Raw genomic sequence first — 21,053 nt, 5'->3', positions numbered from 1 at the left:
CTTGCTATAGATCACTCTGCTATTGCGCCGTGCTGATACCCCGCTTGGTTTCGAGATAGGTGGCGAAGCTGGCGAGCCAGTGGCTGCCCGAATAATGCTCTTCGCTGACGGCGGCGATACCGGTGTCCTTGTGCACCTTGGCAGCGGCGAGCAGTGCGGGGATGCGCGGGTCATCATCGGCAAGCGCCGAGCCAATGCCCTCCAGCGCCCATGCGCGCGACAGATTGACGCCATCGAGATGCACCAGCTTGCCATCGCTGGCATCGCGCACCACGCCGGGGGTGAGCCAGCCGGCAGAACCGTCTGTGGGGATGGTAGGCAGGAAGCGGCTGAGCCATGCGCTATAATCCGCCTGAGGCATTACCCGGCGCATCAGGTCCGCCTCCATCAGGCAGGGGGAAAGGAAATCTTCACCCGATGGCTCATAGGCAAGCGGGCAATTGGCATCATCCTTATGGAATTCCAGCGCCTTGTCGATCAGCGCTTGTTCCAGCGCGCTGTTCTCGACGGTGCGGGCATAGTCGAGCATCAGGCCGAATGCGAAGGCGGTCTGGTTATGGGTGCCGAGCCGGATCGGATAGGCGAGCTTGGGCAGCCACTGCATGATCTGCGCGACAATCGCGTCCTCCAGCGGTGCCAGTGTCTGGCGATATTCCTGTAACTTGGGGTCATCGCTTTCATGCAGCTCGGCGACGAGCTGCAGATACCAGGCAATGCCATAGGGCCGCTCGAAGCTGCCGCGATCCTCGCCTTGGTAATAGACCAGTTCACCGGCGATGTTTTCCTCGGTGAAGCTGCGATCGAGCGCGGCGATTATCGCCTCGCGCATTTCCTGGTTATTTTGGGCCTCGCCGCCAGGGCTGTCGGGATCGGTCTTGAGAATGCGCACCAGCAGCCAGTGTCCATGCACCGAGCTGTGCCAGTCAAAGCAGCCATAAAAGGCGGGGTACAGATCGCGTGGTTCGCCGACATCGGCATCGCTGTCGAGTACATGGCTGATCTTGTTGGGATATTGCTTGTGCACACAGGCGAGCGCGAAGGTCGCGAAGCGGTCGGTCAGCACATTGGCGCGCGGCTCGGGAATCGCGATGGCATTGGCTTCGGTCTCCCGCTTTTCGAGATCGACCGGTTTGCAGGCAGTGGCCAGCGACAGCAGGGCGAGCCCCATGGAGGTTGGAAATAACAACCGCGTTCTAATCATCATCTTTGCTCCTTGCACTGTAAGGCAGGAATAGACCAGTCAAATAGGCCGTGCCAAGATTTCTCGCCTGCTGCCCCACGCAGCGATCCTGCCTGACGCATTACCGGACAAAGCATTCCCGCTTGCAATACTGCCTCCTGCTGATAAAAATGCACAAATAATCTGTTGTTCGGAATGAGTGTGTTTTTTCTTTCGATCACCGGAAAGGGGCCGCCAAACCCGAATAAATTGCATGGGTAAACGATAGCCTGCGCGGACTTGCTCGAGATCGATTGGATTATCTTTTTGAATAGGGAGCGAATTATGGCCGACAAATCCGCAGTGCTTGGCGAAGACGAAGCCCGTCAACGCCTGCCATGGCGTCGACCCGAACTGGTCGAGCTGACGACAATCGAAGAGGTAAAGGCCGGGACGCTCGCTTTCAACGAGCCAGCTAATCCGGGCACTGGTAGCTTGTCCTGAACCCATATAGCGCCGTGCCGAGAAGAGCACTCAGCGCGTCTGTTCGCAGAAATGGTATGTCTTGGTTTCCGATTGCCGGAAACGGGCTGCGAGAGCGGATCAAATTGCATGGGGAGACGATAGCCTGTGCAAATCGCTGATGATCGACCGTATATCTGTTTGAAGAGGGAGCAAATGATGGCTGACGAACCCGCGGCGATTAGCGAAGACAAAGCCCGTGAACGCCTGCCATGGCGTCGGCCCGAACTGACCGAATGACAACGATGGAAGATGTGCGGGGCGGAACCTTCGCTGATACCGAGACAGCTGCGCCCGTTACTTTCAGCTTGTCCTGAACCTATATCGTACCGCGCCGCGTAGCGCTTGCGGATTAAAGGGTTTAGCCATGGTATCCTTGTTTTGCGGCTGGCATGGTGCCGTTTCGGACAAACCGGTAGCGATTGATGATTTTGCCAGCGCGTTGATAGCATCGGAGCCATTGCGACAGGTCAGCGGGTTTTCGCATCTGGTCATTGGCGACGTGACCCTTGCCCTGGCCAATGTACCGCCGTCCAATGCGCCGTCCTACCATTTCAACAACGCCATTGTGCACCGCGGCGCGGTGGGACTGGTTGCCGATTGTCGGCTCCATAACCGCGCTGCCTTGCGGGTGCTGCTGCCCGATCAGGCCATGGACGATGATGCTAGCGACGCCGATATTATCGCCGCGCTCTATTGCGCCAGGGGCGAAGACGGCCTCGACGCGCTGAGGGGCGATTTCGCCTTTGCGCTTTATGATGCGGATCAGGACCGGCTGATTCTGCGGCGCGACCATTTCGGTGTGCGCCCGCTATATTATAGCCGGCTCGGTGGAGACGGTTTTGCCTTTGCCTCACTGGCGCGTGCCTTTACCGGTTCGGGTCTGGTGGCGCACAAGCGTGACTGGGACACTTCGCTGGCCTATCTGGCGACAAATGTGCGTTCCGGCGACGGGACCATGGTCGAGGATGTCAGGCTGTTGGGCGCGGCGCATCAGCTGACACTGGCGCAGGGCATGCCGCATGTCCGGCGCTATTGGCATCTCACGCCGCCCCGGTTGGCGCGGCAGAATCCGGATTATGACCAATGGTGCGCCGGGCTTAAGCAGCGTTTCGACCATGCCGTCGCGGTCCGCCTGCCGCTATGCGGTCCGGTCGCCTCGGAGCTTTCGGCCGGGCTGGATGCAGGCGGCATCACCGCCACCGCAGCCAATTTGCTCCCTGCGGAGGATCAGCATGTCCATGCCTATATCGGTACCCTGTCCGATGATGCCGATCCCGACCTTTTTGTCGATGAAAGTGCTGTGGCGCAAGATATTGTCAAAGCCTCGAACCGCATCAGTATGACCAAAGTAGCGCATGCACCCGGCCCTCCGGGGCTATTGGCCCAGCCTGAACCGGACAGGATCGAGGGCAGCTATGTCTTGCGTGAAGATGAGACGTGCCGGCTGGCAGCGGAAAGCGGTGCCGACACCGTGCTGTGCGGATGGGGCGGCGATCAGTGCGTCACCTATCTCGGGCATCAGGCCTTTTCCCATGCATTGCGGCGCGGCCATCTCGGCCCCGTCTGGGGCGATATCCGCAATGCCCATGCGCAAAAGGGTCTCCTGGGTGCCGCAAGGCGTGCCGCAGCGATCGGCCTGACTGCATTGCTGCCCATGGGTCGTTCGCGGCCGATCAAGACATGGCTGCGCGGTGAGAGCGGTGTAGCGGAAACACAGCGCGATATCATGGGATTGCGCCCGCAATATCGCGGCAAAACGATGCGCGATCATGATGGTGGCGATGTCACCCTTAGCCAGATAGCAGGGCTGGAACAGATTGCCGATACCGGCAGGCTCGACAGCCTGGCGGCGACGTCGGCGCGCCATGGCGTACAGTACAGCTTTCCGATGCTTGATGTCGATCTGGTGGAGTATATGTTGACCTGCCCGCCCGAATTTCTGTGCGACCGCGATATGCAGCGCAAGCCGTTTCGCACCATCATGCTGGGGGTGTTACCCGACAGCATAAGGCTGCGCCGGCAGAAGATGCTGCCATCGCCCGAATTGCCGTTCGGGGTTGCGGAAAACCGTGGTTATTATCTGGAGCGGCTGGCGGTGCTTGAACGCGACAGTCGGCTGCACGAATATGTCGACTTTGCCCATTTGCGCAAAAGGCTGGTGGCGCTGCCCGAAGCCGATACATTGCGCCCGCTATTCCGGCAAAATGCCGCCAGGGGCGAGCAGACGCGACCGGGCCAGCTAAATGCAAGCTTTTTGAGCGTCGACCGTATCGAACGGCTTCAGCAATGGCTCGATGAAGATGGCCCGCCGCAACAGGCTGTGCCGGGCGGCTGACCGCCCCGTTGTGCGGCTTATTTCTGCGCCGTTACCCAGTCACGGATTTTCGATTCAAGTACACTCATCGGCAGCGCGCCGGTATTGAGTATCTGGTCGTGAAATTCACGCGGGTCGAAAGCATCGCCCAGTTCTGCCTGCGCCTCTCTTTTGAGCCTTTGTATGGTCAGCGCGCCGATCTTGTAGGCAACCGCCTGTGACGGAATGGCGATATAGCGCTCGACCTCGGCAGTGGCGTCGGTCTCGCCCATGGACGAATTGTCGAGCATATATTTGATTGCCTGTTCACGGGTCCAGCCCTTGGAGTGCAGTCCGGTGTCGACGACCAGCCGCATCGCGCGCAGCATTTCGTCGTCGAGATGGCCCAGCCGCTGATAGGGATCGTCGAACAGCCCCATGGGGAAGCCCAGCTTCTCCGAATAGAGCGCCCAGCCCTCGACATAGGCGGTGTTGCCGCCAAAGCGCATGAAAGCGGGCAGGGCGGCATTTTCCTGTGCCAGGCTGATCTGGAAATGATGGCCCGGTGCACCCTCATGCAGATAGAGCGTGGTCTGACCCGGCGTGGTGCGGCTGGGCAGGTCATAGGCGTTGAAATAGAAGATGCCCGGACGCGAGCCATCAGGCGTGCCCGACTGATAGGAACCACCTGCCTGGAACTTTTCGCGGAACGGCTCATAGGGGCGGATTTCCAGTGGCGTCTTGGGGATCACCTTGAACTGGGTCTCGATTACCGCATCGACTTTTTTGCCAAGGTCATAATAGGCTTGAGTCAGCGCCTCGCGGCTCTCCGGCTTGAACTGCGGATCGGTGCGGATGAAGTCGAAAAACTCTTTCAGCGTCCCTCCAAAGCCGACTTCCTGCTTGATCGCCTCCATCTCGGTGGTGATACGCGCAACTTCGCTGAGGCCCAGCTCATGGATCTCGTTCGCGGTCAGCGGCAGGGTCGTCGTCTGCTCAAGCAGATATTGGTAAAGCGTCTCGCCGCCCTTCATATAGGAGAGACCGACCCCCTCACGTGCCTGAGACAGATAGCTGTCGCGCAGATAGTCGCGCAGCCGGGTATAGGCGGGATAGATACCGTTTTCGATAGTGTCACGATATTCTGCGGTCAGCCGCGCCTGGTCGGCTTCGCTAATGCCTTCGGGGAATTTCTTGACCGGGCCGAAATAGGGGCTCTCCTCGACGCTCTGGGCAAGCTGGGTGTTGAGTTGTTCGATAACATTGCCGATAGTCAGCCTGGTCTCGAACACGCCCGAGGCTTCGCCCTGACGGAAGCGTTCGATGCTGGCATCGATCAGCGTGATGAAGCCCTGATGCCGCTTCAGATTGTTCTCATAATCTTCAACTGTCCTGAAGGGTGCGGCCCCGGTGCCCGAGGCGAAATTGGGGTAGAATGTGTGGAAGCCGGAGAAATGATTGAGCGGCCGAACGACCGTCAGCGCCATGATTTCATCCGAATAGCCTTTGAGCGAGACTTCCTGGTTACGCTTGAACACATCATAGGCAATGGCATCGACGGTATTCAGCTTGCTGCGGTCAATGGCTTCGAGCGCCTTCAGATTGTCCAGTGCCGCCTGGCGTTCAGCATCGAAATAGGCATCGGAGATATAATCGCCAAACTGGTCCGCATAGCGCATGTCGCCACGGAAAAGTCCGCTGATCGGGTTGCGCTTCAGCGATGCCTGGTCATCGGCGGCAAAGATGGCGCGCAACTTCTCACCTTCGCTCTTTTCCTCACCATGGTCCATCGCAACCACTTCAAGCGCGGTTTCGGCCGGGCTAGTATTGGCGAAGACCTGACCCGGCGCCGAGACGGCGAGGGCAATGGTCGATGTGGCTAGCAGCATGGTAACACGCATAATGAAGTCCCCTAATCGTGATCTGCCAGCAAGATTACGCCTTCCAAAAGGCTATCGCAACGGCGTCAGCCGAAGAGGATGCGGCGTTGGTCGATGGTTTCTGGACATGATGTTATAACATCTGATCTGATCCTGAGTCAGCCCGCCTCTCCGACCCTTCGCATATGGGCCGTTTACAGACTAATCGTCCGCCCAGGGCCGTTCGCGAAACCAGTTGGTGATGATATATTTGACGCCTGCCGTCACCGGCGCGCCAATATGCGCGACATGGCGATTGGGCCTGCCCTGGGGGGTCATGTTGTTCCATGCCAGCAACGATCCGGTTTCCGGGACGACACCGAAGCCGAGATGCGGGAAATGGGTCTCGCCGCCGCCTTGTGGCTGGTTGAGATAAACCATTGCGGTCCAGCTGCGCTGGCCGGCGCGGTTCATCTCCTTTTCCCAATAGTCGCTTCCTTCATGGAAGAAATCATGATGCAGCTTGAACTGCTCGCCTATGCGATAGCGCTGACCCTGTATCGTCTCGCCATATTCGCTGGCTAGGCCCAGCAGGCCCGATATGCGCTGGGCGATGCGCTGTACCTCGGGGTCATGGCGCGGGAAGTTACAACTTGAACTGGTACGGAACTGGGTGTCCTCCGGCGTGTCATAGAGCGTTGACGGGATGGCGTCGCGGTCGATCAAACGCATCAGCATGCGGCAGTCATCGGGCGGTAGGAAGCCGCGCATGCTGTAGACTTGCGCCTCGTCGGTTTCGAAGCGATAGACGCGGCCATTGCGGTCGAGCCGGCTGCTGACCTGTTTGCCGAATTTCGCCAGCTTGCGGCTATTGGGCGTTCTGGGCATGGATTCAATGCAGATCGGGTGGTCGTGGCATGAAGATTTATTCGATGACCCGACCGCGGACCATAACGAAATCCATCTTATCCAGTGCCGCGCCGATGGCCCGGGCCACCGCCATCATCAAGGCTGCTGCCAACTTGCCGCTGCGCCGCAATATGATGTTTGTCATGATCGTCTCCCCATCTCCCATCACCCCGACAGCCCCCATTGGCGGAGTTTCCTGCGGTTCAGACTAGAGGCTTGATGCGATCAGGCAAGGGGTCCGGTTTCTCGGCAAGTGCGGAGCACGTCATCTTTCATGAGCTTTACAGCGTTCCCATGAGCCTTACACTGCAGCATCAACGCGCACTGCTGACGGGGAAGATGGCAGTCCGTTTCAGATGAGGGTTTCAAGAGCAAGCAATCACAGGAGAGACTGATGTTCGGCAAGCGTAGTATTGCATTCCTGACGCTGGTTGGTGTTGTCCCATTGACCGAGACAGTGGAAGCACGACAATCGTCTTCGAGGCAGAATCTGCCGGTTTGTCAGATGCGCTCGGATGGTGCCTCTCTTACGCTGAAAAAATCATTTGGGGGAAACATGATTCCGGAGCTTCTGGTGCGTTTCCAACCGGACAGAAAGGTTTTTTCATCTGATGAGGCGAGAGCCCAGATGGATGGGAAGTCCGGCAAGCGCTTTGGCGAACTGATCGGCCTGTACCAGAGTTTCGGCAATGGATTCGAAGCCATGGATATGACCCTCACCCTGCCCGATCAGGACTATGATGAGCCGATGGGCGCGGCAAGGTTCGGTTCCGGCACGACCGCTTTTGTAACCAAAAGGACGCTAGTCGGCTCTGGTGTAAGCGCTGATGTCAGCGACTTTGGACTGACCAATGGCAGTTTTCCGGTGACCTATGCGTGGCAAAAGGGCGGTCGCAAATATCAGGCAACCTATGTCTTTTCTTCGGTTCTGTCGAACAAACAGATTCGATGGGCCAATAATCAGCTGAGCGTACTGACCGAACGCTGGAACAGTGGCAAGTGCCGGATAAACGGGACCGCAAAAGTCCGCACCAGGGCAGGCCGTGCCTGTTTCCTGACCACTGCTGCTTGCGATGTAATCGGCCTGGCGGATGATTGCTGGGAGCTTGAGTCCTTGCGTCGGTTCCGCGACGGCTGGCTTGCGCGTCAGCCGCACGGCCGAGATGCTATAGCAACCTATTATCGTGAAGCGCCCGCAGTCGCAGCACGGCTTCGCACCCAGCCGCGGAAGCTTCTCAAGCTTTACTGGACGCGTATCCTGCCAAGCGCCATTGCCGCCCGTTTCGGCTTCAACGGATTTGCTGAGCGTCTTTACACCCGGATGATGCAAGATTTTGGGGTGAGCCTGTCTTCGCGCTGACTTTTTTGTTGTGCACGGTGATTGTTGCGCGCCACCCGGACCGGACACAGCATGGGTGACAAGGTATTGGCGCTTTGCCATGGCAGCAGACTCAGATTGCTGAATCGTGCTATATTGCCTTAGGGGGAGGAGACAAAACGCCATGCCACGCAAGACAATTGGCGAATATGAATTCGCAAAAATCTATCCCATGTATGTGTCGAAGGTGGAGAAGAAGGGCCGCACCCGGGAGGATGTGGATACTGTGACCAAATGGCTGACCGGATATGATGATACCGGGCTTGCCGATCAGATTGACCGTTCAACCAGCTTCGCAACTTTTTTTGCGGAAGCACCGCATATGCATGACAATGTCGACAAGATCACCGGTGTTGTGTGCGGCGTTCGGGTTGAAGATGTTGCCGATCCACTGGAACAGAAGGTGCGCTGGCTCGATAAGCTGGTCGATGAACTGGCCAAAGGCAAAGCGATTGAGAAAATCCTGCGATAAACCGCCGATATAAAGCGTTTTACGGGCTTGGTTTGACGGGCTGGTATGAACTGGCGGAATGTCGCTCAACTTCTTACTCATCCCCCAAAATATGGATCAGCATCGGTTCGCCCATCAGGCTGGGTGAGCCCGCCAGCGTTTCCAGTGTCGCACTGATCTGGCTTTCGCTGCATTCGTGCGTCACCATTGCCACCAGCACTGCCTCGCCGTCGCTGCTGCGTTCTTTCTGGATCAGGCTTTCGATCGAGACATCGGCATCGCGCATCGCTGCGGTGATTTCGGCCAGGACGCCGGGGCGGTCGGCGACCTCGAAGCGCAGATAGGCGCGGCCGACACGGTGACCCGATGCCGCCGGGGCGCAGGCTTCCAGCGCGCTGACCGGCATGGCAAAGGCGGGCGACTGTTCGCCCCGGGCAATGGCGATGATATCGGCAACAACCGCAGATGCAGTCGGACCATCGCCGGCACCGGCGCCCTGAAACAGCAGGCGCCCGGAGAAATTACCCTCGGCGACCACAGCATTGGTCGAACCGTCGACATGCGCCAAGGGATGGTTTTGCGGCACCAGATAGGGATGGACACGCTGGAACAGGTCATTGCCGTCACGCTCGGCCAGGCCGAGCAGGCGGATGCGATAGCCCAGCGCATCCGCCTGGGCGATATCGGCAGCCTGGATGGCGCGGATGCCCTGTATCGCGACATTGTCGAAATCGAGGCGGCTGGCAAAAGCGAGGCTGGCGAGGATCGACAGCTTATGCGCCGCATCGACGCCGTCAATATCGAAGCCGGGATCGGCCTCGGCATAGCCCAGCTGCTGTGCTTCGGCGAGCACATCGTCGAAATCGCGGCCGCTCTGCTCCATGGTTGAGAGGATGTAATTGCTGGTGCCGTTCAATATGCCATAGACCCGCTCGATGCGGTTGGCGGCGGTGCCTTCGCGCACACCCTTGATTGCCGGGATGCCGCCAGCCACCGCAGCCTCATAATGCAGCGCGGCCTCATTGGCCTCGGCCAGTTCGGCCAGCTCCAGCCCGTGATGTGCAATCATCGCCTTGTTGGCGGTCACCAGTGACTTGCCATTGGCCAGTGCCCGTTTGGCGAGGGTCAGCGCCGGGCCGTCGGCACCACCGATCAGTTCGACGATGATGTCGATATCCGGATCATCGGCCATGGCCAGCATGTCATCGACCCAGCGATAGTCGTTAAGCGCAATAGCGCGATCCTTGCCACGATCGCGCGCGGTGATTGCGCCAATGCTGAGCGACTGGCCCGAGCGACGCGCAATCAGCATCGCATTTTCCTCGATCAGCCGGATCACCCCGGTGCCCACGGTGCCGAGGCCGGCTATGCCGAGTGTCAATGTTCGCGATGCCATATATCCATGTCCTGCCGATGTGCCTGTGCTTTTCAGACTCTCTAACCCGCATGCGGCGAAATGCCAGCGTCAAATAAAGGCTTCGCGCCGATGATTCACGCCATTGGTTTACGCCGGGGGTCCGCCACCCTATATGGCGCCGGCATAACCAAGCTCAGGAAAATCCATGGCAACATCATCCGATATGTCCCCCGCTGCTGCAGCGGCGACGGCTGCGCCCACAATCCTTGTGCTTGCGGGCAAGCGCGACGGCAAGCTCGATCCGCTGGCGGAGGAAGCCGGGGTCAGCCATAAATGTCGGGTGCCGATCCAGGGTAAGCCGCTGCTGCAATGGGTGCTCGAGGCGGCTGACGAGGCCTGGCCCGACAATACGATACTGGTGTCGATCCATGATCCCGAAGTGATTGCCGATCTGCCCGCAGTGATGGCGCTGCAACAGGCGGGGCGACTGACCATCTGCGAAGCGAAACAGGGTATCGTCGAAAGCCTGGAAGAGGCGATCCGGGTGGCGGATACGCCGTTCCCGCTGCTGATCACCACCGGCGACAATGTCATTGTTTCACCCGAAGCCTTGCGCGCCATCCACCAGTCCGCGGTCGATCAGCAGGCCGATGCGCTGCTGGCCATTGCGAAGCGCGAAGATGTTCTGGCGGCGCATGCCAATGCCCAGCGCCGCTTTTACGAATTCTCCGACATGGCGATCTCCAACTGCAACAGCTATTGGCTGGGCAATGATGCGGCGATGCGCGCGGCGGAATCCTTTCGCGGCGGCGGCCAGTTCATCAAGACCAAGGGCGCAATTGCCAAAGCCTTTGGCATTGTCAATCTCATCCGCTTCAGGCTCGGCTGGTGGCGGCTTGACCAGATGCTGGAGGCGCTGTCCCGTCGTTTCCGGGTCCGGATCGCGGCGCATATCTTCGATGATGGTGCCTATGCTGTCGATGTCGATAACCGCCGGACCTATGACATCTCCGCGATGCTGCTGGAAAAACGCAAGCTCTAGCCACCCGCGCCGCAAATCGCGAGGACGGGGTTATTCACACGGGCCGAGCTGTCGCAACACCATTGCATAATCGGCGCGTGCAACCTGGTTGGCGCTGCTACTGCCGGAATAGAGCACGCCATCGGGAATATTGCGCGGCAAGCCACAGGCGAGGCGATACCATAGCAATGTACCGGGCTCTGGACGCTTGGCTGCAGCATCGACAATCTCGCTCAGCGATACTGCCCATATCGGCAAGCGGCGCGGCCGTCTCAGAATCGAGATCGAGACAGGATCGCCGCCGGGAGTGTCGAGGAATATCTGCGTCTCGCCTTCGCCTTCCAGGTTGCCCGGTACGTGGAATACCTCCCTGATGCCGGTGATCGGTGGCGGCGCATCGGCGGCCAGCAGCGCCCGGGTGATGCCACGCACCCTGGCTTCCAGCGGCTGCGACCAGGGCTGTTGGGCATCCGGCCCGATCAGCTGAATCTCATTGGCGCTGTTGCCGCGCCGGGCGAAGAGCAGGAACGTCTGTTTTTTCAGTTTTGGCGCCTTGCCGCGCGCGTTCAATGGCATGTCGACAAGGTAGCGAATCGATTCGGGCAGACCGCCCTGGCCGCGGATCAAACCGAGAATATCCGCCTCGACATAGATTCGCACCTGGCCCGGAGCGATGCCAGGAGCGCGCTCTGCGGGCAAATTTATTGCGCGTGTGACCCGGGCAGACGCAATAATATCAGCATTGTCAGCCAGCCGCGCCAGCATGGCATAGTTTGCCTGAGCAGGGGGTGGTGATTCCTGTGCAGTGGCGTGATTCGTAAAGAAAAACAGCGCGATTGCGACTATGGTGGCGATGTGTCTGGGCATCTTGTCAGGCCTTGTTCCGGATGTGCCGAACGATATTCACCCTTTGATAATTGTCGTGAATGTGGTTAATCACAAGTGAATTTATGAAACCGTTTGCCTGCTCCGGCGTGTGCCGTTAAGCAGGAGCAAAATCTATAACATAAAATTTATGCATTGCGGGTGGGCGTCAAAAACTGTCAGTATGTGATAATGCATCGCAAAGGTTATTGCAGCCTGTCTGGCGACCGGACCGGCGACATTGCAATGCCTTTCCGCAATGATCTGGCTTTAGTTAGGGGAGTGCGTTTCTGAATGTCATATGTCGATCAGGATATGAGCGGGAACAAGATCGTTTCCGCACTTATCGTTGCCTTGATTATGGTTGCCCTTGGCTATGGCCTTATCAAGGGCTTTGAGGTTGTAACCGGCAAGAAGCTCATTGACACGACTGAGGTCATCGAGATCGAGGAAGAGATTCCCGAACCCGAAGAGGAGCCGCCGCCAGAGCCTGAAAGGCAGGTAGAGCCGCCGCCAATCGTGTCGCCACCGCCTCCGATTCAACTGCCTGCACCGACACCACCGCTGCAGACGCAGACCGAGATTCCGGAAACTTTTACGCCAACGCCACAGGCTGATCCGGTGCCGGAGCCTGCTCCGGAACCGACACCGCCGCCGCGTGTATCCAAGCGGCCCAACCCGGAGCCGCGCAACAATCGCGGTAGCTGGGCCAACACCAATGACTATCCTTCGCGCGCCCTGCGTGAAGGGCGCGAAGGCACGACGCGGGTCCGGCTGACCGTCGGTACCAATGGACGCGTATCCGACTGTGCGGTTACCGGCTCGAGCGGACATAGCGACCTCGATGCTGCTACCTGCAAGAATGTGAAGCGTCGTGCACGTTTCCGGCCGGCTCTCGATCCGAACGATAACGAGGTTACCGGCACCTATAACTTCGCTGTGCGCTGGCAGATTCCCGATAGATAAGCCGGACGCTGGATGGTTTTTGATGCATATGCCCGGCTTTTGGTGGGTACAGTTTATGTTTTCTGAGAGGAAATTATGATGATGGTTGAATTTTTGAGCGCTGCCGGGGCCGAAGTGCCTCAGACGGAATTCGGTTTCTGGACAGCTATGGAAGAAGGTGGTCCGGTTGCCTGGACCACTGCCGGTATCCTGGCAATCATGCTGTTCTTTTCGCTCTACATCCTGCTGGTCAAACTGTTCGAGCAGAACAAGGTGATGAAACAGGGCAAGGAAGTGAAACGCTCTTTCTGGCGCGCCAAGACCCTGCGCGAGGGTTCGGCAAAGCTGGAGAAGAACTCGGCCTATAAGCAGATTGTCGATGACGGCATCAAGGCGCGCGAAGAGCATGCCAAGCTGGAAGATCCGATGGAAGCGCATGACTGGCTCCACGGTTCGCTGACCCGCTCGGAAGACTCGATCAATGCCAAGCTGGCCGGTGGTCTGCCTTTCCTCGCAACGGTTGGTGCTACTGCACCGTTTATCGGCCTGTTCGGTACCGTTGTCGGCATCTATCGCGCACTGATCAAGATCGGTGCCAAAGGTTCGGCCGCCATTGGCGACGTTGCCGGTCCGGTTGGTGAGGCGCTGATCATGACCGCATTCGGTCTGCTCGTCGCTGTGCCTGCTGTGCTTGCCTATAACTGGCTGCAGAGCCGCAACAAGCGTATCGCCGAGAGCATGCACGCTTTCTCGACCGATCTGCTGGCGTTTATTGCTTCGGACGGCAAGGTCGTTCCGGCGGTTAACGCTCCTGCAGCTGCCAAAAAGCCTGCGGCACCGGCCAAGCCTGCAGCAGCCAAGCCAAACCCGGCTACTCCGGCTGCCAAGAAGTAAGTTTGACGGAATAATATGGGGTGGGCCGGTCTGACCGGCCTGCCCGATCAGTCACGCACGGCATAATGCCGCTATCGTGGCGATAGCTGGAACAGGATTACGTTATGGCAATCAGTATGGGAGGCGACGGCGGCGAAACGCCAATGTCCGACATTAACACCACACCGCTCGTGGATGTTATGCTCGTTCTCCTCATCATCTTCCTTATCGCCATTCCGGTGGCGATTCAGACCATCGAGAATCTCGAGCTGCCGGTGCAGGAATATGAGGCCAATGAAACCAAGGCCGAAAATGTCCTGCTGTCCGTAACCTCGACCGACGCTTCGGGCCGCAGCCCCGGCGATTCGGGCTATGAGGGGGCATCCCAGGGCGGTGAATGCCGCATCTACCGCAATGTGACGCCGGTGGGTTCGACCGAGCTGCAGGAATGGGCTACCGAATATATCGAAAAGTTTGTCGAGGATCGTGGCGGTATCGACAATATCGATCCCGAAGACGTTCCCGAGGCGCATATTCGTGGCGATATCGACGTACCCTATCGCTGTGTCGGTGGTGCTATCTTCATCATGCAGGCTTCCGGTTTTCCGAAGGTCGGCTTTATTTCGGAGCCCAATCTGGGCGCGTGATCGTCCGGGGGCAGCAAGCGCCCGGCCAGCCTGAAACCCGTAAGGATCGTTCGGGCACAGGATGTAAGAGTTAAGGAGAGCCTGTTATGGCAATGAGTGGTGGCAAGGACGATGGCAGTCCGATGATGGACATGAACACGACGCCGTTGATCGACGTTATGCTCGTGTTGCTGATCATGTTCATCATCACCATCCCGCCGCAGATGCACGCTATCAAGCTGGACCTGCCGCAACCGGATAATTCGATCAATACGCCGCCGGTTGATCCGGTCCGCAACAAGCTGATTGTCGAGCCCGATGATACGATTTTGTGGAATGGCGAAGCGGTCAATATCAACCAGGTAGAAAACCTGCTGGCCCGTTCGATGCAGATGGAAGTGGAGCCCGAGCTGCAGTTCCAGCCCAATGCCGTCGCCCGCTATGAGCGCGTCAACCAGGTGCTCAAGGTGATCAAAGTTGCCCAGGTGACCAAGTTCGGCTTTGTCGGCAATGAGCAATATCGTATATTCACCACCGCTGGCGGCTGATCCGGACCGCTGAAAGCATCTTACCAGAAAACGCAAAAGGGCCGTATCGCATGATACGGCCCTTTTTGCTGGCTGCCGACCTGGTTCAGAGGGCGCAAACTTGACGCTACGGAATGCTGGTATATCATCTCCTGCGGGGAGAGCATGATATGACCGGAAAAGCCGCATCCGCCACCAGTCGTGACTATCTGTCGGATCTCAACACCACGCCGCTGATCGATGTCATGCTGGTGCTGCTGATCATGTTCATCATTTCCATCCCGCCGCAGATGCATGCAATCAAGCTTGATCTGATGCATGGCGATCCGCCTGTAATAGCCGAGCGGATATTGGAAACGAACAAGATCGTCGTGACGAAATCGGATGTCATTCTATGGAATGGGAAGCCGGTTACTATCACCCAGCTTGACACGCTTCTGCGGGTGATAGGCGCAGAAAGGAACGGGCAGGCCGAAGTCCAGCTACAGCCTGAAGCGATAGCCCGTTATGAGCAGGTCAACCGTGTGCTCAAGTCGGTGAAGCAGGCTCAGCTGACGAGCTTCGGCTTTGTGGGTAATGAGCAATATCGGGATTTTGTCCGGCCTATTTGATCAGCATGGATTGCGATGACGGCGCGTCGAATTGCAGGCTCGCCAGTCGGGCATAAAGGCCGTCACTGGCACTTAGCTTCGCGTGATCGCCTTCCTCGACAATCCGTCCCTCATCCATCACGATGATACGATCGGCGGCACGGATGGTGGCGAGACGGTGGGCGATGACCAATGTCGTGCGATCCTCCATCAGCCGGTCAAATGCCTGCTGCACCAGCCGCTCGCTCTCGGCATCGAGGGCCGATGTCGCCTCGTCGAGCAGCAGAATCGGTGCGTTGCGCAGCAATGCCCGCGCAATCGATATGCGCTGGCGCTGGCCGCCTGACAGCCTTGTGCCCGCCTCGCCGAGATAGCTGTCGAGACCATCGGGCAGGGCGCGGATGAATTCGGCGGCATTGGCGGCCTCGGCCGCTGCCCAGATTTGCTCATCACCGGCGTTCCAGTTGCCATAGCGCAGATTATCGCGCGCCGAGGCGGCGAACAGCACGCTCTCCTGCGGCACATAGGCCATGCGCTGGCGAATATCGGCCGGATCGGCCGAGGGCAGGGCAACGCCATCGACCCGGATGGTCCCGGCCTCGGGGTCATAGAAGCGCTGTGCCAGCTGGAAGATAGTCGATTTGCCGGCACCGGAGGGACCGACAATCGCCACCGTTTCACCCGGTGCGATGGTCAGGCTGAAATCCTGTATCGCGGGCGTTTCCGGCCGCGTCGGATAGCTGAATGTCACCTTCTGAAAGCTGAGCTGGCCGCGTGGCGGCTGGGGCAGATCGACCGGTCGTGCCGGTGCGGCGATATCGGGTTCGGCATTAAGCAGCTCGTTGAGCCGTGCCGAGGCCCCCGATGCTCGCAGCAGGTCGCCATAGACCTCGGTCAGCGCGCCAAAGGAGCCGGCGACCAGAACGCCAGCAAAGATGAACGCAGCAATGGTGCCGCCGGTGAGCCGCCCCTCGACGACATCGACCGCGCCCTGCCACATGATCCCGGTAATCGCGCCGAAGATCAGGGTGATGATTACCAGCGTCAGCACCGCGCGCAGCGTAATGCGTTTCCTGGCGGTGTCGAAAGTGCGTTCCACCGACCCGGCAAAGCGCTCCGCCTCGCGGCTTTCCTGGCCAAAGGCCTGAACGATCTTCATCGCCCCCAGTGTTTCGGTGGTGTTGGCGCCGACATCGGCGACCCGATCCTGGCTCGATTTCGAGACTGCTTCAAGACGCCGCCCGATGATGACAATCGGGATGATGATCAGCGGAATACCGATCAGCAGATACATGGTCAGCTGCGGCGCGAGATAAAAGAGATAGATAATGCCGCCAACGCCGACGACCAGATTGCGCAGCGCAACCGAGACGGTGGTGCCGACAATCTGTTCGACAATTGCGGTGTCGGCGGTCATGCGCGAGGCGATTTCCGATGGCCGGTTCTCCTCGAAAAAACCCGGCGACTGGCGCAGCAGATTGCGTTGCACCTCCAATCGTATATCGGCAACCACACGCTCGCCCAGCCAGGACACGAAATAGAAACGCAGCGCCGTAGCAATCGCCAGCACCACCACGATCAGCAGCAGATAGTGGAAAAAGGGCGCGATATCCTGGGCATTGGTGCCGAGCGCGGCAAAGCCTTCATCGACCACCTTTTGCAGCTGGCGCGGGATCGCCAGCGTACCGAGCGCCGCCACCAGCAGGGCGAGGCCGGCAAACAGAATCTGCCGCGGATATTGGATAGCATGCCGCCAGAGCAGCCGCAGATTTCCGAGCTTGCGCAGCGAGCGATCTTTCTTGTCATCGCCATCGGGTAATTTTGCCATGGCAGTGCGCTAGCAGGGTGCCGGGACAGGCTCAACCGGTTTGGCATGTCGTTGGTCGATAGCCGGTGATTATCACCCCAGTGTATCAATAGCTTGACGTAAACCGGTTGTGCACTGCCGCAATTGGGTCTAGAATCGCGCATAACAGGGCGGGGGCCAACCGAAAAGACGCAGCAAGCGCACTGGTCCCTGCCGTCGCAAGGAACATATATGATCTATCAGGCCTATGAGATGCAGCGCTCCATGCTGGCGAGCGCGAGTGCCTGGGCGCATATGAGCGCGCAACTCCTCAACAATCCGGCCAATCCCTTCGGTTATGTCGGTGGCGGTCCGGTGTTGGCGCATGCGCTGGATGTCTTTGCTCATGCCTCGGCTCCGCGCGGCAAGCCGGCTTTCGGGATCGATACGGTCGATGTCGATGATACCGAGCAGCCGGTAACCGAGGACATCGTTCTCCAGATGCCTTTTGGCCAGTTGAAGCGTTTCCGCCATGCGGCGTTGCCTGACAATGCGCCGCGTTTGTTGATTGTAGCACCGATGTCAGGGCATTTCGCGACGCTGTTGCGTGGCACGGTGGAACGGATGATCCCGCGCCACGAAGTCTATATCACCGACTGGCGCGATGCGCGGCAAGTGCCGCTGGAAGAAGGGTCTTTCGACCTTGATGACTATATCGATTATGTCATCGCCTTTCTCGAGCATATCGGCGCAGGTGCGCACATGCTAGCGGTGTGCCAGCCATCGGTGCCCTGTTTTGCCGCTGCGGCGGTGATGTCGGGTGAAGACCATGACTGCCGCCCGCGCACGCTGACCATGATGGGCGGCCCGATCGACACCCGTGAGGCACCGACATCGGTCAATCTGATGGCGCAACAGCGCCCGCACAGCTGGTTCGAGCAGAACGCCATCGCTACCGTGCCGATGCAGTATCCCGGCCATGGCCGTCGCGTCTATCCCGGCTTTCTGCAGCTTGCCGGCTTCATGTCGATGAATTTGGGTAACCACATGTTCAGCCATTGGGAGATGTTCAAGCATCTGGTCGATGGCGATGGTGAAAGCGCGACAGCGACCAAGGACTTTTATGACGAGTACCGCTCGGTGTGTGATATGACGGCGGAATTCTACCTGCAGACGGTCGACCATGTGTTCCAGCGGCATTTGCTGCCGCGCGGCGAGATGATGCACCGGGGACGACGGATCGATCTTGGTGCCATCCACGATATCGGCCTGCTGGCGATTGAAGGCGAGCGCGACGATATCAGCGGCATTGGTCAGACGCGGGCGGCGCTGCACCTCACCCCGGCGCTGGACGAACGCTTCAAATTCTACGACCTGGTGGAGAATGTCGGCCATTACGGCATTTTCAACGGCAGCAAATGGCGCACCAAGATCGCACCGCTGGTCGAGGAATGGATCATCGAGCATAACGACTGATCGAAGATTGCCGCGCTGTCGGACTTTGGGTCGGATTTGGGGTTTTCCCCATCCGGCGAATGCCCTACATCACCGCGCATGATTACACTCAAATCCGCAACTGTTGAGCGCTGGGATGTCGATGGCGCCTTCACCATCGCCCGGGGCAGCAAGACCGATGTCGATGTCGTGGTCTGCGAAGTCACCGATGGCGCCCATATCGGCCGTGGCGAGGGCACACCGATCTATTATGAGGGCGAGACTGCCGAGTTGTGCGTCGAAGCCATCGAGATGCGCGCCAAGCAGAACCGCGAAATTACCCGCGAAGACCTGCTTGAATCAATGATGGAAGGCGCGGCGCGCAATGCGCTCGATGCCGCTTTATGGGACCTGGAGAGCAAGGCAACCGGCAAGCCTGTATGGCAGCTGGCGGGTCTGCCCGAACCCAAGCCGCTGGTCACCGCCTATACTGTATCACTCGGCGAGCTCGACCAGATGGCGCAGGACGCTGCCGGTGCGGTGGCAAAGGGCTATAGCCTGCTCAAGGTCAAGCTGAACGGCGAGAATGACCTCGACCGGCTGGCCGCAGTATACGCCGCTGCGCCGGGCGCGCGAATCATCGCCGATGCCAATGAGGCCTGGGACGAGCTCGACATATTGAGCATGGCCATGGGCGCGCACCAATATGGCGTCGAGCTGATCGAACAGCCGGTATCCGCCGGGTTCGAGGATGAGCTGATGGCGGTGGAAACGCCGGTGCCCTTCTGCGCCGATGAAAGCTGCCATACCAGTGAGGACCTTGACCGGGTCGATGGCTGTTTCGGTGCTATCAACATCAAGCTCGACAAGACAGGCGGGCTGACCGAAGCGCTGGTCCTGATGGAAAAGGCGCGGATGCGCGATCTCAAAATGGTGGTCGGTTCGATGCTGGCAACCAGCCTCGGTGTGGCTCCGGCTTTTGCACTGGCGCAAAAGGCCGATTGGGTCGATCTTGACGCCCCGGCCCTGCTGAAAAAGGATCGCGAGGACGGCTTCCTGTTCCAGGACGGCATGATCCACCCGCGCTGATGCTGCTGTGACTGAAGTTGCTGGCAAAGAGGCTGATGCCAAACCGGCCAGAGCGCCGCGCATAATTACCGAAAGGCTATTGCTGCGTTCGTTACGCCGCAGCGATTTTGATGCATTCTGCGCAACCCGAGCCAAGCCCGAGGTCATGCGCTATATCGCATCCGAACCCTTTACCCGCAGCCAGCTCTGGGAGAAATTTCTGCGCGGCCCCGGGCTGTGGCCGTTGCTGGGCTATGGCATTTGGGCGATCGAACGACGCGAGGATGGGAAGCTGATCGGCGAGGTCGGCTTTGCCGATTATCAGCGCGATGTCGATCCGCCGCTGCCGGGGCAACAACCCGCCAAGGGCGAGGCGATCTGGCCCGAGGCATCATGGTTGCTCGACAGCGATGCCCATGGCCAGGGCTATGCCAGCGAAGCGCTGACGGCGGCGTTGGCATGGGCCGATGCCGAATTGCGGACGCCCCTGGTGTGCATCATCACGCCCGACAATGACGCATCACTGCGACTCGCGGCGCGTCATGGCTTCCTGGTTGTTGGCCACCGCGTGCACAAGGCCGACCCGGTGCTGGTGCTGCACCGCGGCTGATACTCTCGCAACATCATGATTTTGCTGCATTTTCGACGGATATGTAATATCTATTTGCCATAATGTTAAAAATATCTAACATAAAGTCATAATGATTCGACATTTAGAGGAAGAGATATGACATTCCATGAGAAGATTGCCTGGGCAGCATTGCTGACCATAATCGGCGGGTTCGGCACTTATTTTGTCAGCCTGATCTATGCCGCCAGCACCGACAGCGTATCGCTCGACTATTTTCTCGGCCTGTTGCTGACAGTGGTTGTCGGCGTCACCGTCGTGATGATCGTTGCGGCATCGGCAATTGCCATCCTGGCACCCGAGGACGCGCATGCCAAAGCCGATGAGCGCGACCAGCTGGTGGGCAAGCGCGCCGCGGGCATAGCCTATTTCATATTGCTGATCGGCGTTATCTGCGCTGTGTTCAGTGTCCATCTTGGCGCCAGCCTGTTCTGGATACTCAACGCGATATTGGCGGTCATCGTGGTGGCGGAGGCTATCCGCTATGGTGCTAAGATCTGGCAATATCGGCAGGGGTGAGGGGCGTGGCCAAAACACCCTTCACCAACACCATTCGCCGGCTGCGTTTCGAGGCCGATGAAATGACGCAGGCGGAACTGGGGGCGAAGGTCGGCGTTACCCGCCAGACCATCGCCGCCATAGAGCAGGGAAAATATTCGCCGACACTGGAAACCGCCTTCCGTATTGCGCGGACCTTCAACCAGCCGCTGGAGGCGGTATTTGCATGGGACGAGGGGGCTTAAGCTCCGCCTCGTCCCCA

At 58.8% G+C, this 21,053-nt stretch carries 22 protein-coding genes; 14 read left to right on the top strand and 8 right to left on the bottom strand.

Annotated elements, in window-relative coordinates:
• Window positions 1-19: 19 nt before the first annotated feature.
• Window positions 20-1,204 carry a DUF2891 domain-containing protein gene (locus tag AAFX04_10115; protein MEO1045783.1) on the bottom strand — a complete coding sequence of 395 codons (1,185 nt, stop codon included), beginning with the start codon at window positions 1,202-1,204 and terminating at the stop codon, window positions 20-22.
• A 36-nt stretch (window positions 1,205-1,240) separates the two neighbouring features.
• Entirely contained in the window at window positions 1,241-1,669 is a 429-nt protein-coding gene (locus AAFX04_10110; GenBank protein ID MEO1045782.1) for a hypothetical protein, read from the bottom strand.
• Between the two features lie 379 nt (window positions 1,670-2,048).
• Here AAFX04_10110 and AAFX04_10105 point away from each other — a divergent pair, with 379 nt between their 5' ends.
• Window positions 2,049-4,019 (top strand): asparagine synthase-related protein, encoded by a 1,971-nt coding sequence (locus AAFX04_10105; GenBank protein MEO1045781.1) that lies wholly within the window; start codon window positions 2,049-2,051, stop codon window positions 4,017-4,019.
• A gap of 17 nt (window positions 4,020-4,036) precedes the next feature.
• On the opposite strand, the gene AAFX04_10100 is transcribed toward AAFX04_10105, so the two are convergent.
• The 3 genes from AAFX04_10100 to AAFX04_10090 all read right to left on the bottom strand — a co-directional run bounded on the left by AAFX04_10100 (window position 4,037) and on the right by AAFX04_10090 (window position 6,890).
• Window positions 4,037-5,878, bottom strand: a complete 1,842-nt coding sequence (locus AAFX04_10100; protein MEO1045780.1) for a DUF885 domain-containing protein — start codon at window positions 5,876-5,878, stop codon at window positions 4,037-4,039.
• A gap of 180 nt (window positions 5,879-6,058) precedes the next feature.
• The gene (locus AAFX04_10095) at window positions 6,059-6,724 is read right to left on the bottom strand and encodes a 2OG-Fe(II) oxygenase (GenBank protein ID MEO1045779.1); all 666 of its coding nucleotides are present in this window, start codon (window positions 6,722-6,724) and stop codon (window positions 6,059-6,061) included.
• Between the two features lie 37 nt (window positions 6,725-6,761).
• Window positions 6,762-6,890 carry a hypothetical protein gene (locus AAFX04_10090; GenBank protein ID MEO1045778.1) on the bottom strand — a complete coding sequence of 43 codons (129 nt, stop codon included), beginning with the start codon at window positions 6,888-6,890 and terminating at the stop codon, window positions 6,762-6,764.
• 249 nt (window positions 6,891-7,139) lie between these two features.
• Between AAFX04_10090 and AAFX04_10085 the strand changes: the two genes are divergently transcribed.
• Complete coding sequence (locus AAFX04_10085) at window positions 7,140-8,105, top strand: CFI-box-CTERM domain-containing protein (protein MEO1045777.1); 966 nt, start codon at window positions 7,140-7,142, stop codon at window positions 8,103-8,105.
• 142 nt (window positions 8,106-8,247) lie between these two features.
• Window positions 8,248-8,595 (top strand): DUF2200 domain-containing protein, encoded by a 348-nt coding sequence (locus AAFX04_10080; GenBank protein ID MEO1045776.1) that lies wholly within the window; start codon window positions 8,248-8,250, stop codon window positions 8,593-8,595.
• A gap of 73 nt (window positions 8,596-8,668) precedes the next feature.
• Here the strand turns inward: AAFX04_10080 and AAFX04_10075 are convergent, their stop codons facing one another.
• A complete protein-coding gene (locus AAFX04_10075) occupies window positions 8,669-9,970 on the bottom strand; it encodes a homoserine dehydrogenase (protein ID MEO1045775.1) in 1,302 nt (433 codons plus the stop codon).
• A 166-nt stretch (window positions 9,971-10,136) separates the two neighbouring features.
• Between AAFX04_10075 and AAFX04_10070 the strand changes: the two genes are divergently transcribed.
• Complete coding sequence (locus AAFX04_10070) at window positions 10,137-10,973, top strand: NTP transferase domain-containing protein (GenBank protein ID MEO1045774.1); 837 nt, start codon at window positions 10,137-10,139, stop codon at window positions 10,971-10,973.
• Between the two features lie 30 nt (window positions 10,974-11,003).
• Here the strand turns inward: AAFX04_10070 and AAFX04_10065 are convergent, their stop codons facing one another.
• Entirely contained in the window at window positions 11,004-11,819 is an 816-nt protein-coding gene (locus AAFX04_10065; protein ID MEO1045773.1) for a hypothetical protein, read from the bottom strand.
• Window positions 11,820-12,131: 312 nt separating this feature from the next.
• Here AAFX04_10065 and AAFX04_10060 point away from each other — a divergent pair, with 312 nt between their 5' ends.
• From AAFX04_10060 to AAFX04_10040, 5 genes are all read left to right on the top strand, one after another.
• Window positions 12,132-12,782: an energy transducer TonB gene (locus AAFX04_10060; GenBank protein MEO1045772.1), complete on the top strand. Its 651-nt coding sequence runs from the start codon at window positions 12,132-12,134 to the stop codon at window positions 12,780-12,782.
• A gap of 75 nt (window positions 12,783-12,857) precedes the next feature.
• Window positions 12,858-13,655, top strand: coding sequence for a MotA/TolQ/ExbB proton channel family protein (locus AAFX04_10055; protein ID MEO1045771.1), 798 nt, complete (start codon window positions 12,858-12,860; stop codon window positions 13,653-13,655).
• Between the two features lie 104 nt (window positions 13,656-13,759).
• Window positions 13,760-14,281 (top strand): biopolymer transporter ExbD, encoded by a 522-nt coding sequence (locus AAFX04_10050; protein ID MEO1045770.1) that lies wholly within the window; start codon window positions 13,760-13,762, stop codon window positions 14,279-14,281.
• A gap of 86 nt (window positions 14,282-14,367) precedes the next feature.
• Window positions 14,368-14,808 carry a biopolymer transporter ExbD gene (locus AAFX04_10045; GenBank protein ID MEO1045769.1) on the top strand — a complete coding sequence of 147 codons (441 nt, stop codon included), beginning with the start codon at window positions 14,368-14,370 and terminating at the stop codon, window positions 14,806-14,808.
• Between the two features lie 149 nt (window positions 14,809-14,957).
• Window positions 14,958-15,398 (top strand): biopolymer transporter ExbD, encoded by a 441-nt coding sequence (locus AAFX04_10040; protein MEO1045768.1) that lies wholly within the window; start codon window positions 14,958-14,960, stop codon window positions 15,396-15,398.
• Here the strand turns inward: AAFX04_10040 and AAFX04_10035 are convergent.
• A complete protein-coding gene (locus AAFX04_10035) occupies window positions 15,391-17,205 on the bottom strand; it encodes an ABC transporter transmembrane domain-containing protein (GenBank protein MEO1045767.1) in 1,815 nt (604 codons plus the stop codon). The two genes, AAFX04_10040 and AAFX04_10035, sit on opposite strands and share 8 nt — an antisense overlap.
• A 210-nt stretch (window positions 17,206-17,415) precedes the next feature.
• Here AAFX04_10035 and phaZ point away from each other — a divergent pair, with 210 nt between their 5' ends.
• The 5 genes from phaZ to AAFX04_10010 all read left to right on the top strand — a co-directional run bounded on the left by phaZ (window position 17,416) and on the right by AAFX04_10010 (window position 21,036).
• The gene (gene phaZ / locus AAFX04_10030; GenBank protein MEO1045766.1) at window positions 17,416-18,639 is read left to right on the top strand and encodes a polyhydroxyalkanoate depolymerase; all 1,224 of its coding nucleotides are present in this window, start codon (window positions 17,416-17,418) and stop codon (window positions 18,637-18,639) included.
• A gap of 78 nt (window positions 18,640-18,717) precedes the next feature.
• Window positions 18,718-19,686 carry a dipeptide epimerase gene (locus AAFX04_10025; protein ID MEO1045765.1) on the top strand — a complete coding sequence of 323 codons (969 nt, stop codon included), beginning with the start codon at window positions 18,718-18,720 and terminating at the stop codon, window positions 19,684-19,686.
• 7 nt (window positions 19,687-19,693) lie between these two features.
• A complete protein-coding gene (locus AAFX04_10020; protein ID MEO1045764.1) occupies window positions 19,694-20,275 on the top strand; it encodes a GNAT family N-acetyltransferase in 582 nt (193 codons plus the stop codon).
• Window positions 20,276-20,392: 117 nt separating this feature from the next.
• Entirely contained in the window at window positions 20,393-20,812 is a 420-nt protein-coding gene (locus AAFX04_10015) for a hypothetical protein (protein MEO1045763.1), read from the top strand.
• Between the two features lie 5 nt (window positions 20,813-20,817).
• Complete coding sequence (locus AAFX04_10010; protein ID MEO1045762.1) at window positions 20,818-21,036, top strand: helix-turn-helix transcriptional regulator; 219 nt, start codon at window positions 20,818-20,820, stop codon at window positions 21,034-21,036.
• Window positions 21,037-21,053 lie beyond the last annotated feature (17 nt).

The organism is Pseudomonadota bacterium, assembly GCA_039818985.1.
GTDB lineage: Bacteria > Pseudomonadota > Alphaproteobacteria > Sphingomonadales > Sphingomonadaceae > Alterisphingorhabdus.
Note: the sequence above shows the minus strand (reverse complement) of the source record. Positions and strands in the feature narration are given on the sequence as shown.